The sequence below is a fragment of the Dactylosporangium sp. CA-152071 genome, from assembly GCF_050936335.1.
Classification (GTDB): domain Bacteria; phylum Actinomycetota; class Actinomycetes; order Mycobacteriales; family Micromonosporaceae; genus Dactylosporangium; species Dactylosporangium maewongense.
Genome location: NZ_JBNJMZ010000002.1, coordinates 897,941 through 914,878 on the forward strand (window position 1 = coordinate 897,941; position 16,938 = coordinate 914,878).

Below are 16,938 nucleotides of genomic sequence, written 5' to 3' on the forward strand. Positions count from 1 at the left end.
GCCACCCGACCAGGAGCAAGACCGCTCGGGCAGCCTGCCGCGACGGGTCTCCCCCATGTGGTGGCCTGACCACCCACCGCTGAACAGACCCGCCTTCATCCAGCCGCCACATTGCCTCGGCGGGAACACTGAAGCGGGCCTTCGTCCCGGTGTCACATGGCGAACGCCTCGGCAGGGGTGATGGGGTCGCTGGTGGCGGCCGGCGACCAGCGGCGGACGAGCGCGTCCAGGCCTTCCGGGACGGCGTCGGCGGTCAGCCCCTGCGCCTGGCCGCGCAGCTGCTGCCACTGCGCGGCGATCGCGGCGACGACGCGGCGGCGGTCGCCGTCACACAGCAGCGGCGACAGCAGGACCGCGGCGCGGGCGGCGCGCTGGTAGCCATCGGCGGCGGTGTCGTCGCCCTCGCTCCAGGCGTGGACCGCCGCGGCCCAGGCACGGTCGGCGTCGGGGATGCTCAGGTCGGGCCGTTCGGTGCGGCACTCGAGGCGCAGCAGCATGAAGTCGTGGCCGGCGAGCGGCACCACGGCCCCGTCCCGGACGACGTGCAGCCGGTCGCCGACGACCCGCAGGTCCGCGGCGGCGAGGTCGCGCTGCGCGGTGAGGACGACGGCCAGGTGGCCGGGGCTGACGACGGCGCCACCACCACCGTCCGCGCTGAACGTCTGATGCAGATCCAGATGCACCCGCCCGTCCGAACGCACGACCAGGTCACGCGCGGTCTCGGACACCTTCGCCGCGACCGGCAGCGCGGGCACGGGCAGCAGCGACACGAGCGACAGCACGTCCACGGCCACGTCGAGATGGTTGCCGGACTGCAGCCCGAAGAGCACCGCGGTCACCTCGATCTCGCCGCCCTCGTACGGCACGAGGTCGGTGAGCGCGAAGTTGAGCCGCACGCCGTCGGTGAGCTGCCCCGGCTCGGGCCGCAGCACCCGCCCGTAGTCGTGCGTCGTCCGCCCGCCCGCGGTGATCCCGACCCTGGTGTGCGCGGCCGGCACCCAGTCGGCGAGCAGCGTCGAGCGGTGCTGCAGGAACATCTGCGACAGCCACACCCGCACGTACCCCTGCCGCGGCACCAGCGGCGTGGCCCCCTCGGCGGGCAGCGCCGCGAACACCAGCTGCTCCGCGGGCCGCCGCACCGTGGTGCGCACCGTTGACCAGAACCCCATTACGCCTCGCTCCCTGTCTGCACCTGGAAGAACGTCATCTCCGCCGCGTACGCCCGATCGGTCCGCCGCGCCAACTCCTCACGAGCCGCCCGCACCGCCGCCGGGATCCCGGTGAGCCCCGCACCCGCCGCAGCCTCGCCACCCGCCGCGACCTCGCCGCCCACCGCCGCCGCCTCGCCATCCGCCGCCAGGCCGTCCGTAACCTCCGCGCCTGACGCCGGGCCGTCCGTCGGTCCCGCGCCAGACGCCGGGTCGTCCACAGGTCCCGCGCCTGCCGCCGAGTCGTCCGCCGGTCCCGCACCTGCCGCCGGCACGTCCGTGAGCGCCGCGAACGGTGCGAGGACCGGCCCGAGATGCTGTAGCGGCATCGCCGGCACGAGCACCACGGCCGCCGCACCGGCCCGCATCAGGTCGCCACAGCACCTGCGCAGCAGGGCGTTGTCCGGTCCGGGCTCGGTGGCGTCGGCGATGACGAGGACCAGCCGCAGCCGGTCCATCGGCAGGTCGTCCGGGTGCACGGTCAGCGCCTCGACCGTGATGCGGGGCTGCCCGTCGACGAGGACGGCGAGCCCCGCGACGGCCAGCAGCCCGGTCGTGACGGCGCCGGATGCCTCCACCGTGTCCCGCGCCGCCATCGTCTCGCGCAGCAGCGTCCGCCGGATCGGCCCCGCCAGCACGGTCCAGCCCGGATCCGCCGGCAGGGTCGCGCCCTGAGCTTCCCAGATCCTGCGGGTGTCGAGCAGGACCCCAGCACCCTGCGCCAGCGGCACCTCCCAGGCCACCCCGTCGTCGGACGGGAGGACGTGCAGTGGCACCAGCAGCCCGGCCCGATCCGCCGCGGCCAGGACCGCTGCCGCCCGGCGGGCTCGCCGGCGCGGCCATCCCGGAGCGTCTGCGTCCGCCCCTTGCCGCAACGGCACGGCGACCCGGGCGCTTGCCGCGGGGTCCTTCCACTCGGCGCTGACCAGCATTCGCGACTGGCTGTTCACCCAGGGCCCGGGGAGGCCGACGCGGAGGCTGACGAGGACCCGCCGGGGCGTCCTGCGCCAGGTGCGGGACCACCGGGGCAGCCCTTCCCACAACCAGTCCAACCCGATGCTCGCCGCCGGCACGAGGGCGAGCGCGACCGCGACCGGCAGCAGCGCCAATCCCAGCCCGTACCCGAACGCGACGAGGAACCCGAGCGCGAGGATCCCGCATGTGGTCGTCAGCGGCCGCCAGTCCTGCGAGCGGACCGCCCACCGCTCGGCCCATGCCGGCACCACCGGCGACGCGGGGGGCGCCGGCACCGGGTCTGCGACGGGCGCCTGGACCGAGTGTCCCGACGCCGGCTGCGGCTGCTCACCGAGCACGGCGAACCGGTCGGCCGCCCATCGCAGCAGGCGTTGGCCGGCCGCTGGGCGGTACACGGCGAGGAGCCGCCCCTCCTCGAGGGCGATCTCCGCGATCCGGCGGGCGCCGAGGGCCGGCTCCAGCCAGTCCAGCGCCGGGGGTTCGTCGCCGCCGAACAGCGCCGCGTCGAGCAGCGCCCGCCGGGCCGCGGCGTCGGGCTGGTTACGGTGCCGCCACCACCACTCCTGCGGCGGAGGGCCCTCGCGCTCCCGTGGGTACGGGTCCGGGGGTCTGACCGCGGACGGGTCGAGCACGGTCCGCGCCCGGACCGCGGCCTGGGACGTCGACGTCTGCCGGAGGTGCCGGCCCCAGTCGCGGTTGAGCAGCACGGCCAGGTCGAGCAGCGCGTCGTCGAACACGTCCATGGTGGGCCGGTCCGCCACCCGCCCCCGGTCGAGCGCGGCCCGCGCCTCCGCCGCGCCGCCGAGGGCACCCCAGGCCCGGGCGAGCGCGACCCGCAGCGGCGGCACCGCCTCGTGCGCGGCGACCGTCGCGGGCGGCGTCACGGTCGAGCCGAGCGCCTGCTCGACCGCCACCACAGTGCCGCGGTCGACAACGCGGTGGGCGAGCATGTGCAGCAGCGTGATCGAGGCCAGCCGGTCGGCGTCCGGATTGCCGGCCCGACCCGCGGCGTCAAGCAACAGCACCCGGTCCGCCCGCGCGAGCATCCGCTCCGGCTCCGCCAGCAGACGGTCCGCTTCCTCCGACGACCGGTCCGGGTCCGTCAGCGGCGCTTCTGGATGCGCCGGCGACTGGTCCGAGACCGCAAGCGGCCGGTCCGGCTCCGTCACCGACCGGTCCGGCTCCCCCGGTGGGCGGGCCGGCACCGGGACGGGTCGGCCGGCGAGGCGGGCGAGTTCGAGGCGGACCCGGTCGGCGGTGACGGCGGGCGCGTCCCAGTCCGCGCCGACGAACGGATCCAGCGGCGCCGACGGGTCGTCCGGCAGCGCGGCGAGGGCCTCCCCGGCGAGCCGGTCCGCCTCGTCGACGTCGCCGGAGAGCCAGGCGAGGCGGGCGCGGAGCATGCGGGCGTACGCGGCGGCCCCGCACGCCTCGGCCAGGGCGGCCAGCTCGTCGACCTGCGCACGGCCGACGCCGAGCGCGCGCACGTCGCGGTCCGGGCTCCGCTCGATCTGGTCCAGCCGGGCGGACACGGCCGCGAGGGCGTCGCCGAGCAGCAGCCGGGCCCGACGCCAGCCTTCGGCGAGGTCCCAGAACCTGACCGTGCCGTCGGCGGCGCCGGTCGCCGCGACGGTCCTGCCCTGGACGGTGGCGAGGGCGATCGCGGTCACCGCGGCGTCGTGCCCGGCGATCGGCGCGCCGAGCGGCACCCCGGCGCGCAGGTCCCAGGCGTGGATGCGGCCGTCGGTGGCACCGGTGAGCGCGATCGGCCGCCCGTCGAGCGTGCCGGCCGCGACGGCGGTGGCAGGGCCCGCCTCCGGCACCGCACCCGACAACGCGAGCCGACGCCGTCCGGTCGCCGCGTCCCAGGCGCGCACGTCCCGCCCGCCCGCGACGAGCCAGGTGCCGTCGGGCGCGATCGCCACCCCCCACACCCCGGCCGCGTGACCGGTCAGGACGGGCCCGGATGCGCCCGTCGCGGACCAGATCCGGACGGCGCCGTCGTTGCCCGCGGCGGCCAGCCACCTGCCGTCGGGCGCGACCGCGCAGTCCCATAACGGCCCGACCGCACCGGTCAGGGTGCGCAGCGGCGCGCCGGTCTCCGCGTCCCACAGCCGCACCGCCCCGTCGGCGCCGGCCGTCGCCACCCACCTGCCGTCGGGCGCGACCACGCACGCCCACGCCCCGCCCGCGTGGCCCTCAAGCGTGCGTCGCAGCGCCCCGGTCTGCGCGTCATGCAGGTGTACGGCCCCGCCCGCCGCACCCACCACGACACCTCTCCCGTCCGGGGTTACCGCACACCCTCGCAGCCCGCCGCCGTGCGGAAACTCCCAGACGGGCGGGCCACCGGCGGTCGCGTACCGGCGCAGGACCCCGGCACCGTCGGCGGTCACGACCCACGTCCCGTCGGGCCCTGCCGCGCACCCCCACACCCCGCCCTCGTGCCCACCCAACTCCGCCAGCGGCCGCCCCGTCGCCGCGTCCCACAGCCTGGCGGCGTCGTCCCCGCCGGCGGCCGCGACCCACGTGCCGTCGGGCGCCACCGCGCACGCGAGCACCGCCCCGCCGCTGCGCAACACCCGCAACGGCTCCCCGCTCGCCGCGTCCCACAACCGCACCGCCCCGTCGGCGTCCCCGGTCGCGAACCACCTGCCGTCGGGCGCGACCGCGCAGGCGTGGACGAGCACCTCCGCACCGGCCAGCTTCCGCACGCCGCCGCCCACACCGAGGTCGTGCACCCGGGCCCCGTCCTTGGCCGCGACAACGGCGAGCGACGCCGGCCCACCAGCGCTCGTGACGGCGACGGCATGCACGGCAGCGGCACCGTTGCTCGCAGCCCCGGCCGTCGCGGTCCGCGGATCGACCCGGACCACCCCCGACCCGGCCCCCACCACCAGCACCGCCCCACCACTGTCCACAGTGTCCTGTGGCGCACCCACCGTGGCTTGACTTGACTCGACGGCCGCGAGAGCGGTGACGGGCAGCCCAGGGACGATCACCTCACGAGCGAGATGGTCGGGCGCCCCGGCGGGCCACAGCCTGACCCTGCCGTCCCGCAGCACCGCCACCACCGGACCACCGGCACCGTCGACCGCGGCGAGCCCGGTCACCGCACCCGCGCCCCGCAGGACCGGGAGGTCCGCGGCAGGCCCGGGTTCGACCGGCCACCAGCGGACACACCCGTCCGTCCCACCGCTCACCGCCACCGGCCGCCCGCCGAGCCGCAGCACCGCCACCGACAGCACCGCCCCCGCATGCGCCCGCCGCGGCGGCGTCACCGCCCGCACGCTGCCGAAGTCCCACACCCGCAACGTCCCAGCCGCATCCCCCGCCACCACGGCCGCCCCGTCGTCCCCCACCGCGATGGCGATCGCCCGCACCGCCGCCCCGCCTGCACCGCCAGCACTGCCAGCACCGTGCCTGCCCGGTTCACTCGTCAGGCGCTGTCCGGGTGCCGCGCCGGCCGCGCCCGTCTCGCCAGGCGTGCCATCTCCGGATCGACGGCCGTCAAGCGGGCCACGGAACCCGCTACCAGGCTCACCCGTCACCGCCCCACCCGGCGCAACGGCCTGCCGCACGTCACGCCCGGACAGCTCACCAGGCCCACCCGTCACCGCCCCACCCGGCGCAACGGCCTGCCGCACGTCACGCCCGGACAGCTCACCAGGTGCTCTGCCGGCCACGCGCCCTTCCAGAGCGCCCACCGCAGCGCCCTGCCTGACACCAGCCGCACCGCCCGGCGAGGTGCGGGACCCGCCGTCCTGCGAGGTTCCGGGCTCCGGAGCGTTGCCGGGTGCCCAGCGGCCCAGGACCGAGCCCGCGGCCGTCCCCGGCGGGATGCCCAGCGTCGCGCCCACGGCCGTCCCGATGCCGGACATCTCCGACACGACCAGCGACGGTGTGGGCTGCGGCGATGTGGGCTGCAAGCCCGCTCCCCCGGTGCCCCCCACACCGCCGGTGCCGACCCAGCCGAGGGCCTCGCCGAAACCAGCCCCGCCGACGCCACCGATCGTACCGCCGACACCACCCTGACCCGAGCCGCCAACACCTCCAGCGACGCCACCACTACCGCCCGCCACGCCGCCGGCCGTCGAACCACCGCCGGCCGCCCCCAGGCCGGTGCCGACGCCCGTGCCGCCAAGGGACCGCCCATCGGCGCCCCGGCCAAGGACGCCGCCGGCGCCGGCCACCAGGCCGCCGCCGTGGTACGCCAGGCCCAGGCCGCCGCCGAGGCCACCGCCCGAGGCGGCGGGAGCGCCCCCCGGCGGTGGCGGGGCGGGGTCGATGTGGGGCGTGCCGGCCGGCACCGCCACCGACGCGGCGGCCAGGAGTGCATGCAGGGCGGGGCGGCGGTCCGCGCCGCGCCCGATGGCGGCGTGCTCGGCCCGCAGGCGCAGCCAGCCCGCCCCCGGGTCGGTGGCGACGGCGTCGGCGACCTCCGTCCAGATCGGCACGAGCGGGGTGGCGGCCGAGATCTTGCCGGCGGCCGCGGCGTACAGTGCCCGGGCGCCCGCCGTCGCGGGATGCGCGGCGTCGGCCAGCGCGCCGTCGGTACTGAGGATCCGCGCGAACACCGTCTCCGCCCAGCCCCACGCCTGCTCCGACACCACCCTGCGGGCCAGCGAGTCGCACAGCGTCGCCGCGCGGTCCGGGGGTGCGCACCTGAGGGCGGCGTCGACGTGCTCGACGCGTAGGCGGTCGAGGGGGCGGGTGTCGACGAGGCCGGGCAGGCGCAGCCCGAGCGCCCGCTGCGCCTCGAGCCGCTCGTGGTGCTGCGGGTACCGCTCGAAGTACCGCTCGAGCCGGTCCAGCAGGCTGCCGTGCACCTCCAGGAAGGGCGTGTCGAGCGGCGGGTGGACGCGGTACTCGAGCCATTCCGTGGCGGCCAGCTCGAACCACGCCTCGGCCAGCCGGTCGCGGTGCGGCGCGGTGGTGGCGGCCTCGAGCATCTCGCGGTCGAAGCGGCGCAGGGCGACGACGGCGGCGAGCAGCCCGCGGGCGGGTTCGCGGAGGCGCCGGACGATGCGGTGCTCGACGTACGGGTCGGCCCCCAGCTGCGCCGTGGCGTGCAGGTAACCGGGGTCCTCGCGGACGGCGGCGGCGTGCTGGGCGAGGTCGAACGGGCTGTACCGGACCTCGCCGGACCGCGGGACCGGCTCCGGGCACAGGGCGAGCAGCCGGTCGAGGTCCGCGGCGGGCAGGGTGAGGCCGACCCGGTCGGTGACGTACTGCGAAGCCTCCGATCGGCTGAACCCGCGCACCTCCGCGACCCGCAGGTACGGCTGCCCGGACGGCAGCGGCGCAACGCCGGCGGCGGAGGCACGGACCAGTGGCCGGCGGCCGGCGAGAACGACGCGCACGGACGGTACCGCCGCATGGATCCGCTCCAGGAGCGTGAACATCGCGACGAGCTGCGGCATCCGGCCCGCCTCGGGGCGGAACTTCGCGACCTCCTCGCAGGTGTCCAGGACGAGCACGACGCGGCGCGGCAGCAGGCGGAGGAACTCGCAGAAGCCTTCGATCGCGGCGAGCATCGCGGGTGAGTCGAGCGCGGCGAGGGCGTCGAGGGCGGTGTCGTCGGGCGCCCAGTGGCGCAGGTCGCGCAGCTGCCGGTCGACGCGGCGGAAGAACGTGTCGGCGCCGCCGGCGGTCGCGTGCGCGCCGAGCTCCTGCAGCAGCTCCAGCAGCAGCTGGCCGGGGCGGCGCAGCGGGTAGTCGGGGTCGAGGTGGTCGAAGTCGACGCGGCTGGTGATGATCCCGCGCTCCGGCGCGAGGCGGGCGGTGAGGTACCGCAGCAGCGTCGTCTTACCGATCCCGCCCTGGCCGAGGTAGTGCAGCGCCCACCGGCCGCCGTCGTCGGGCTCGGCGAGCAGCTGGTCGAACTCCTCGACCGGCCCGCGGCGCACCAGGAACCGCTCCAGGTGCCGGCGGTCCTGCTCGCGCCGCTGCGCCAGCTCCGCCCGCCGCGACACGAGCAGCACGCTCGTCTCCAGCTCGCCGCCGATGACCGGCAGCAGCAGCCGCGCGGTCTCGACCCAGCCGAGGGCCTCGCCGACGGCGCCGGACTCCAGCAGCGGCCCGCACGCGCTTTCCAGGCGCCGGGCGGTCGCGGCGCCGGAGGGGTCCTGCGCGGTCCCGGCGAGGTTCACCCATTGCCGCAGCGTCGCCGGTACGGCCAGCGCCTGCACCTCCGGCGACCGCACCCTGCCCGCGGCCGTGACGGACACCGCCCGCAGCCACGCCGTGCCGTGCTGCGCGGCGAGGGCGGCGAGCACGTCGGGGCGGGCCGCGTCGGGCATCCAGAACCCGGCGTCGCTCCCGGCGGGCGCGGTGAGCTCCAGCACCCGGCGCAGCAGCGCGGGCGCGCCGGCGTCGGCCACGTAGGGCAGCAGGCGGGCGAGCACCGCGGCGTCGGGCTCCTCGGCCTCCTCGGCCGCGATCCGTGCCTCCTCGGCGACCCGCGCGGCCTCCTGCGGCGCGAGGGCCGGCAGGGACCGCAGCTTGGCGGTCGCCCGCACGGTACGGTCGTCCGGCAGCACGGCGGATCCGATGGCCCGTACGATCCGGTCGGCGGCCCGTACCCGGCCGGCGCTGCGCAGCGCGACGGCGGCGCGGGCCAGTGCGGCGATCGCGTCGGGGTGGCCGCGCCGGTCGGTGAGCAGGGTCGCCAGGCTTTCGGCGGCGGCGCCCGCACCGGCGGCGGCGAGGGTCTCGACGAGCGCGACGCAGCCTTCCTGGCCCGGTTCGGCGGTTTCGGCGGCGGCGCGGGCGACCGGCTCGGCGATGCCGGCGACCGCGGCTGCGAGGGGCGGGTGGGCGCGGACGGCGGCGGCGTACGCCTCCAGTCGCAGGCCCTCGTCGAGGATCCGTTCGGCGAACCCGAGCGCGTCATCGGGGCGGCCGCGGGCGGCGGCGAGGGCGGCCAGGTCGACGAGGATCAGGGCGCCGATCGACGGGTGGACACTGGTGAGCGACGCCTCGACCCGGGCCTGCGCCAACTCGGCGGAGGACGCCGGCAGCAGCCCACCCGTGGCGGCGAGCACCGCGGCCCGGTCGGCGGGATCGTCCTCAGTGGACGGCGGACCCGCCTCCAGGGTGGCCACCGCCGGCGCGAGGACGGCGGGCGCGACGTCGCCGAGCAGCTGGACGAGTTCCGCGTACGGTGCCGCGCACTCCACCGCGGCCGCCGCCACGCCTGCGGCGTCGCCGAGGACGGCCGCGACGCGCAGCCGGTCCTCCGCGCCGAGCGGGTCCACTGTGGACGGGTCGGCGCCGGTGACGGCCAGGGCGTACGCGCGCTGGGCCGGGTCCATGACCGCGGCGGCCACGGCACGGGCGTCGGCGGTCAGCTCGCCGGGCAGGCCGCGGGCGATCTGGACGAGGAGGGTGGCCTTGGTGGCGTCGGAGCCGATCTGCGGCACGGCCGCGAGCACCTCGGCGCACAGCTGCCGGCGCAGCCACGGGGTCGTCGCCGCCGGGAGCTCGCGGATGGTGGTGGCGAGCAGCCGGGCCCTGACCAGGGCACCGCGGCGGTCGAGCCGGTGCCGCTCGGCGACGCACCAGCCGGCTTCGACCGCCTCCGTCAGCACCGCGTCGAGGCTGGGGAACCCGGCGGCCGCGGCGACCCGGCGGGTCCACTCGGGGGCGAGCGCGAGCCACGCGACGGCCTCCGCGCCGATCCGCGCGATCCGGTCCCGCCGGTCGGCCTCGATGCGCGCGGCGAGCCCCGCGTCGAGCGCCCTCGCGTCCAGTCCGCCCGTACCGCGACCGCCCGCGTCACCGCCGCCCGTACTACGGGCGCTCACGGCACCACCGACCGCACCACGGCTGTCAGCGGCATCACCGCCCGTACCACGGGCGCCCGCATCACGAGCCCCTGCTCCGCCGGCAGCGGCATCTGGCGTGGCGGCATCGCGGGCGGCCGAGATACCAGCAGCGGTGCCGCGGGCAATGGCGTCACTGACGGCGGCGGAGAAGTCAGAGGACATGCGGGCGTAGGCGTCGCGGGCGGCGGCTTCGCGGGCGAGGGCGTCTCGGGCGGCGGCGACACGGGCGTCTTCGTCGCGAGCGGCGGCGGCCGAGATGTCGGGCTGGTCCGGGTTCACAGGCCCGCCGCGGTGACGTCGTCGTCGGCGGACAGCACGTACTTCGCGTGGAACGACATCTCGATGGCGAGCGGGAACACGACGCCTTCGACGAAGTTGTACGGCAGGCCCTTCATGTACCGGCGCCAGGTGACGACGATCGGCGCGGCCTCCTCCGGGGTGAGGGTGCGGTCCACGGCCCAGGGCCGGTCGGTGAAGCCGGGCGCCTTCTGGCCCAGGAACGGGTGCAGCATGACCTGTTCGTAGGCGAACAGGTCCTCGTCGCCGGCGTCGCTGAGCGGGGCGAGGTCGACGTGGGCGAGCCAGCGCCCCCGCTGGCGGCCCTGCCGGATGTCGTCGACGATCCGCGGTGCGCTGATCATGAGGACGACGGGAAGGGGTTCCTGCTCGTCGCCGAGGCCGTGTTCGCCGAGCATGCCGCCGCCGAGCAGCGCGTCGAGCACGTCCTGCGCGGTCTGGTCGAGGTTGTCGAGCAGCAGCACGGCCCGGCCGTCGCGCAGGTGCGGCCAGCGCCGCCGGGCGTCGGCGAGCAGCGCGGCCAGGTCCAGCTGCAGCGCCATGCGCATGGCGGCGAGCGGCATTCGGCCGACGAGGCGCCGCACGGTCGGGTTGAGCAGCGCCGGGTCGGCGTCGGCGGTGCCGGCGAGCACGTCGGCGAGGCCGGCGGACTCGGTCAGCTCGTCGATGGTGAGCCCCAGGTGCAGCCGGACCTGTTCGATGCCGTTGGACACCGCGGAGCACAGGGTGGCGTGGCTGCGGGGCGCGACGAGGTCGCCGCCGCCGGTGCCGACGAGGACCGGCAGGTGCCCGTCGAGCAGCGCCTGCCGGGCGATCTCGCGCAGGGTGCGGGTCTTGCCGACCCCGGCGGACGGCTCGGCGCAGATCGCGAGGGCGCCGCGGCGCGGCTCGTCGCGCCCGGACTCCCAGCCGGTGCGGCGGCCGCCCGGACCGGCGAGCAGCGGCAGGAACGCGGACAGGACGTTCTCCCGGCCGCAGAAGACGGGGTCCTCCTCGAGGCCGTACGCGCTGATCCAGCCAGCCGCGAGGCCGGCACCGCCGTCGCCGGCGCGGATCGGCAGCGGCTCGTCCTCGTCGGCGAGGAACACCGCGGGCAGCGCCCAGTCCAGCCCGCCGGCGGCGTCCGCGGCGAACGTGAGCCGCCGGGCCTCGGCGGTCGCGGCGACGATCGAGGTGCCGGCGGCGAGCGCCTGGCCGAAGCGGCGGGTGAAGAGCCGGCACGCCCGGTCGCTGACCATGCCCGCCATCGCGGCGACGACCGGCACGCCGCCGGCGACGAGGTCGACCGCGAACGGCGTCGCCATCCCCGGCCCGGGCACGTGCAGCGCCCCGGTCTCGCACGCGCTGAGCACGACCACCGGCGGTTTCCGGCCGCCGACGGTGAGCTGCTCGGCGAGCTGCGCGGCGTACCGCTGCTCCTCCTTGACCCTCGGGTCGTCCGCGCACAGCACGATGTACGGCCCGTGCGGCCCGGTCCCGCCGTGGGCGATGATGTGCACGACGTCGGGCCGGAACGTCTCCATCGCCGCCTCGAGCCGGTCGGGGCTGGCGTCGTGCAGCATCCGGTAGTGGATGCGGGCGCCCGCCTGCCGGACGGCGCGCAGCAGCCCGGCGATCTCGGCCCCGGGCCGGACCCGCAGGTCGGTCGCGGCGGTCCCCACGACGAACAGCACCCGCGGCGGCACCCGCAGCGGCTCGGCCGTGCCCCGCGTGCCGGCGAGGACCCGGGTGACGGCGACGGGCGCCCCACCGGCGGACGTGGCGAGGAACCGCCGCCCGTCGTGCAGCAGCTCCCACGGCAGCCCGCTGAGGTCGGCGTCCCCCACCGGCCACCGCAGCGCCAGCTCCAGCGGCGCGCCGGGGTGCAGCGCGACGAGGTCCCCGATCGCCGCCCATGCCCCGCCACCGCCGGTGGCGGCCGGGCCGAGGAGCGCGGCATGCAGCAAGCCCCCGAGGGCGGCGCCGGTCGTGGCGCCGACGCGGACGGCCATGGCGGCCACCGCCCGGGCCACCGACTCGGCCGTCGCGGCGCAGCACAACGAGTGCTCGGGCCCGCCCGTGCACCAGTCAGGGTCCGGCAGCGGGACCCGGCGGCCCGCGTGGGTGCCCGCCCGCATCCGCCGCGGCGGCGCGCCCGGCGCTGGCCATGACCAGCCGGGCTGCCCGGGGCTCGTCAGGCGCACGGTCCAGCCGTCGCCGGCCGGGTCGCGGGCGACGTCGACGAGGATCCGCAGCGCGGTCACGGCTCGTCCCGCAGCAGCAGCGCCGCCAGCTCGGCGGCGAGCACGGCGGAGCCGGCGGGCGCGGCCGGACCCGCGTCGCGCAGGCCGGGCTCGGCGCAGGCGGTGATCACGTCGAGGGTCGTGTCGGCGAGGCGGCGCACCGCGGCAGGGTCGGTGAGCCGCGAACGGGCGACGTGGCCGGCTGCGGCGTACCCGAGCACGGCCCGCGGGCCGGACTCCCCCGCCGCGCCGTCGCCGCGCAGCAGCAGCCCCGCGCGCAGGTCGACGGCGCCGCCCGGGTGGTGCTCGGACGGGTCGAAGCCGGCGAGGTCCGCGAGGCCGACCGGCCCGCACAGCGGACCGAGCAGCGCGTCGACGACGCCGGTCACGCGGCCCAGGTCGCGGCGGATCGCGGCGGCGCGGCGGTCGGTGGCGGGCGGGTCGCCCAGCGGGACGCCGACGGGCGGCAGGCCGAGGCGGTCCGCGAGCGCGGACAGGACGGTCAGGCGGACCAGCGGCGCCGGGTACCTGCCGCGGCCGCGGTCCAGCATCGACGGGCCGCCACCGAGCTCGAACGGCAGCAGCGCCTCCGCCGACGCCGCGCCCATCGTGACGAGCCCGGCCAGGTCGGCGAAGAGCTCGTGACTCCAGCCGCCCCACGACGCCGCGTCGTCGCCGCCGGCCGCGCCGACGGCCGTGCGGACCCGGTCGCGCAGCGCCCCGCCGGGCAGCAGGTCGTGCTCCAGGTGGTGCCCGACCTCGTGACCGAGCAGCACCAGGGTCCACGGCGCCCAGGCGGCACCCGCGGGCAGCGCCACGGTCGGCACCGGGAGTCTGGCGAGGAGCACCGCGAGAAGGTCGTCGGCGCTGTCGGGGCGCAGTGCGGCCGGTGGCGCGTCGCGGGGCGTCGCCTCGGGTGCCTGCACCGGGTCGAGGAACGGCAGCGGCGCCGGCGACGGCGGCACGGGCAGGCCGTGCGCGAGCGCGCCGCGGACGAGCCCGGCGTGGACGCTCCAGGCGACCTCGTCGGCGGCGGCGAGCGCGCGGCGGTGGGCGGGGTCGTCGCGCTGGTCGAACTTGGCCGCGTACCAGCTCCACAGGCGGCGCACGAGCGCGGCGCGGCCCTCGAACCGGCGGCACGCGTCGAAGATCTCGCCGGGGGTGCCGGTCGCGGCGGCCGGGAACGCGGCGGCCACCCGCTCGGCGGCGCCGCCGAGGGTGTCGTCGATGCTGGTCAATGCCGTGTGGAACTGCCGGCGCGGGTCGCGGGCGCGGCGCCGGTCGGTCCACGCGGCGATCTCGCGGCGGAGCCGGTCGATGCCCTCCGCGGTCTCCGTCACTCGGATGTGTACCGCGTCCAAGGGGACACCTTTCCGTCTGACACCTTCCGCATCTGGCCGCGTACCGCTTGTATAGCTCACGGCGGACACGGTTGGTATCGGCGTTCCGACGGACGGAGACCGGTGGCGGTGATGGATGGCCTGCACAGCGCCGAGCGGCTGGGCCTGGTCCGGGGGCGGCTGCTCGACGAGCTCGCGGCGTTGCGGACCCGGCCGCTCGCCCTCGTGGTGGCGCCGGCCGGAGCGGGAAAGACCACCCTGCTCGCCCAGTACGCCACCCGCTGGGAGGGACCGGTCGGCTGGTGGCGGGTCGACCCGGCCGACGCGAGCGCCGCGGCCGTCGCCCGCCGGATGCGCGCCGCGATCCCCGGTGCGGCGCACCTGCCGGAGGAGCCGCAGGCCCTCGCGGCCGCGCTCGGCGGCGAGGACCGGCCGCCGACGCTGGTGATCGTCGACGACCTGCACCGGCTCGCCGCGCCCGACGCCGAACAGGCGCTGGAGACGCTGCTGGTACGGGCGCCGTCCTGGCTGCACGTCCTGGCCGCCGGGCGGCGCATGCCGGGGCTGAACCTGGCCCGCTACGAGCTGGCCGACGTGAGCATCGTCGACGGCGAGCAGCTCCGGTTCCGCTCGTGGGAGGCCGAGCGGCTGCTGCGGGAGGTGTACCGGGAGCCGCTCCCACCCGACGACGTCGCCGCCCTCGCCCGCCGCCTCGGTGGCTGGGCCGCCGGACTGCACATGTTCCACCTGTCGACCCACAACCGGCCGCTGGTCGAGCGCCGCCGCGCGGTCGCCGCGCTGGACGGCCGGCAGGCGCTGACCCGGGCGTACCTGGCGCACACGGTCCTGGCCGAGCTGCCGGTGCCGCTGCGGGAGTTCCTGCTGCGCACCAGCGTCTTCGACGTGCTCACCCCGCAGCGGTGCGAGCGGCTGCTCGACGACGGGGGCGGCAGCCGCGAGCACCTCGCCGAGCTGGAACGGCGGCAGGCCTTCACCGCCAGCACCGACGGCGGGCGCAGCTACCGCTACCACGAGGTGCTCCGCGCCCACCTGGCGGTGACCCTCGCGGAACGCTTCGGCGAGGCGGGTGCGCGGGCCCTGCACGCCCGGGCCGCGACGCTCCTCGCCGAGGAGGGCGCGCTCGTGGAGGCGGTGCGCGCCGCCGCTCGCGCCGAGGACTGGGACCAGGTCCGGGCGCTGCTGGACCGGCTCGGCGGGCGGGCCGCCGACGACCCCGGCGACGGCACCGAGCCGTGGCAGGACCTGCTGCCGGAGTGGCTGGTCGCCGAGGACCCGTGGCTCATGCTGGCGAAGGGCCGGCACCTGCTGGCCCGCGGGCGGATCGAGGCGGCGGTGCTGTGCCTGCGCGCCGCCGAGGAGCACTTCTTCGACGAGCAGGGCCGGGGCCTCTGCCGGGCGGCCCGCCGGCTCGCCGCGCTGTGGGCGCCCGGCGGCGCCACCCTGCCCGGGCACTACGCGGGCGAGCTGCGGGCCGCGACCCGCCGCGCCCCCGCCGAGGTCGCCGCCGCCACGCGGGAGCCGCTCGTGCGGGCCGCCGCGCGGCTGCTCGCGGGTGACCCCGACGGCGCCCGGCGGGCGCTGCCGCCCGATCCGCCTGCGGGTGTCGGCGTCGCCGACCTCGGGGTCCGGCTGCTGCACGCCTGCCTGGACGTCGTCGGCGCGTGGCCGGCCGCCCGCGGCGAGCTCGACCGCCTGGCCGCCGACGCCGAGTGGGCCGGCCAGCCGTGGATCGTGCGGATCGCCCGGGCGCTGGGCGCGTTCGACGGCACCGCGCAGGGCCTGACCGAGGCACGCGCCGCCGTCGCCGAGTGCGACCGCGACGGCGACCGCTGGGGCGCCGCCCTCGCGCAGGCGCTCGTCTGCCTGGTCGGCACGCCGGTCCCGGCCGCCGACGACGCCGCCGAGCTGCTGCGGCACTGCACGGCGCTGGACGCCCCGGTGCTGCGGGCGTGGGCGGAGTCGCTGCTGAGCGTGGCGCAGGCCGCCGCCGGCGACCCGGACGCCCCGGCGAGCGCGGCCCGCGCCGAACGCCTCGCCCGCGACGCCGGAGTCTCGGCCGCGGCCGCCCTCGCCGCCGCGGCCGCCTCCCGCGCCACCACTGACCCCAACACCAACGGCGGCAGCAGCCCCACGGAAGCTGCTGCCGCCGGGCGTGGAGGCCGCGAGACGAGCAACGCCAGGCGCGGCGGCGGAGGGCAGGAGGGCGCCGGGATCGCGCGGGTGGTCGAGGCTGGGCTGCCGGCCGCGGCGGTGCTGCGGTGGCTCGGCGAGCGGCCCGGCGGCGACCCGGCCACGGCGGTGCAGGCACCGCCGGTCGAGGTGTACTGCCTCGGCGGGTTCCAGCTGCGGCTGCACGGCCGGGAGCTCGACCTCGCCGGGGTGAAGCCGCGGACCAGGGTCGCGCTGCGGCTCCTCGCGATGCACGCCGGCCGGCCGCTGCACCGGGAGACGATGCTGGAGGCGCTGTGGCCCGGCGTCGCCACCGCCTCGGCGACGCGGAGCCTGCACGTCACGCTGTCCAGCCTGCGGGCGGTCCTGCCGCCGGAGCCGCGGCTGCTGTCCCGCGACGGCGACGCGTACGAGCTGACGCTGCCGCCCGGCGGCTACAGCGACATCGGCAGCTTCGCCGCGGCGCTGCGCGAGGCGCGCAGGGCGGCCGTCGCCGGTGACGGCCCCGCCAGGGCGGCGGCGCTGCACGAGGCGCTGTTCGCCTACGGCGGTGAGCTGCTGCCGGAGGACGGCCCGGCGGAGTGGGTGGTGCACGAGCGGGAGGTGCTGCGCCGGCGCGCCGCGGAGGCCGCCACGGAGCTGGCGACGGCGCTGCTGGCCGCGGGTGAGACCGCCGACGCGGTCGCCGCGGCCGAGCGCTGCGTGCAGATCGACCGGTACTGCGACGCCGGCTGGCGGCTCGTCGTGGACGGCTACCGGCAGCTGGGCAACCTCGCGGCGGCGGCCCGGGCCAGGCGCGAGTACGCCCACGTCCTCGCCTCCCTCGACGCCACCCCGGCACACTGACCCGGCGGGCACCCCGCGCCCGGCACCGCTACGA

The 16,938-nt window shown here is 78.0% G+C and carries 5 protein-coding genes; 1 reads left to right on the forward strand and 4 read right to left on the reverse strand.

Annotation, left to right across the window (positions count from 1 at the left end):
- Window positions 1-152: 152 nt before the first annotated feature.
- The 4 genes from ACQEVZ_RS44255 to ACQEVZ_RS44270 form a co-directional block, all read right to left on the reverse strand.
- The gene (locus tag ACQEVZ_RS44255; RefSeq protein ID WP_433379230.1) at window positions 153-1,169 is read right to left on the reverse strand and encodes a hypothetical protein; all 1,017 of its coding nucleotides are present in this window, start codon (window positions 1,167-1,169) and stop codon (window positions 153-155) included.
- A complete protein-coding gene (locus ACQEVZ_RS44260; protein WP_433379233.1) occupies window positions 1,169-9,988 on the reverse strand; it encodes a hypothetical protein in 8,820 nt (2,939 codons plus the stop codon). The genes ACQEVZ_RS44255 and ACQEVZ_RS44260 overlap by 1 nt, the downstream gene beginning before the upstream one ends.
- 296 nt (window positions 9,989-10,284) lie before the next feature.
- A complete protein-coding gene (locus ACQEVZ_RS44265) occupies window positions 10,285-12,549 on the reverse strand; it encodes a CHAT domain-containing protein (RefSeq protein ID WP_433379236.1) in 2,265 nt (754 codons plus the stop codon).
- The gene (locus ACQEVZ_RS44270; protein ID WP_433379239.1) at window positions 12,546-13,889 is read right to left on the reverse strand and encodes a hypothetical protein; all 1,344 of its coding nucleotides are present in this window, start codon (window positions 13,887-13,889) and stop codon (window positions 12,546-12,548) included. The genes ACQEVZ_RS44265 and ACQEVZ_RS44270 overlap by 4 nt, the downstream gene beginning before the upstream one ends.
- 111 nt (window positions 13,890-14,000) lie before the next feature.
- Between ACQEVZ_RS44270 and ACQEVZ_RS44275 the strand changes: the two genes are divergently transcribed.
- On the forward strand, window positions 14,001-16,904 hold the full coding sequence (locus tag ACQEVZ_RS44275; RefSeq protein WP_433386064.1) for a BTAD domain-containing putative transcriptional regulator: 2,904 nt from the start codon (window positions 14,001-14,003) through the stop codon (window positions 16,902-16,904).
- Window positions 16,905-16,938: the final 34 nt, after the last annotated feature.

Coding starts and splice junctions, on each gene's coding strand:
- ACQEVZ_RS44255 (WP_433379230.1), bottom strand. CDS start 1,169: ATGGGGTTCTGGTCAACGGTGCGCACCACGGTGCGGCGGCCCGCGGAG.
- ACQEVZ_RS44275 (WP_433386064.1), top strand. CDS start 14,001: ATGGATGGCCTGCACAGCGCCGAGCGGCTGGGCCTGGTCCGGGGGCGG.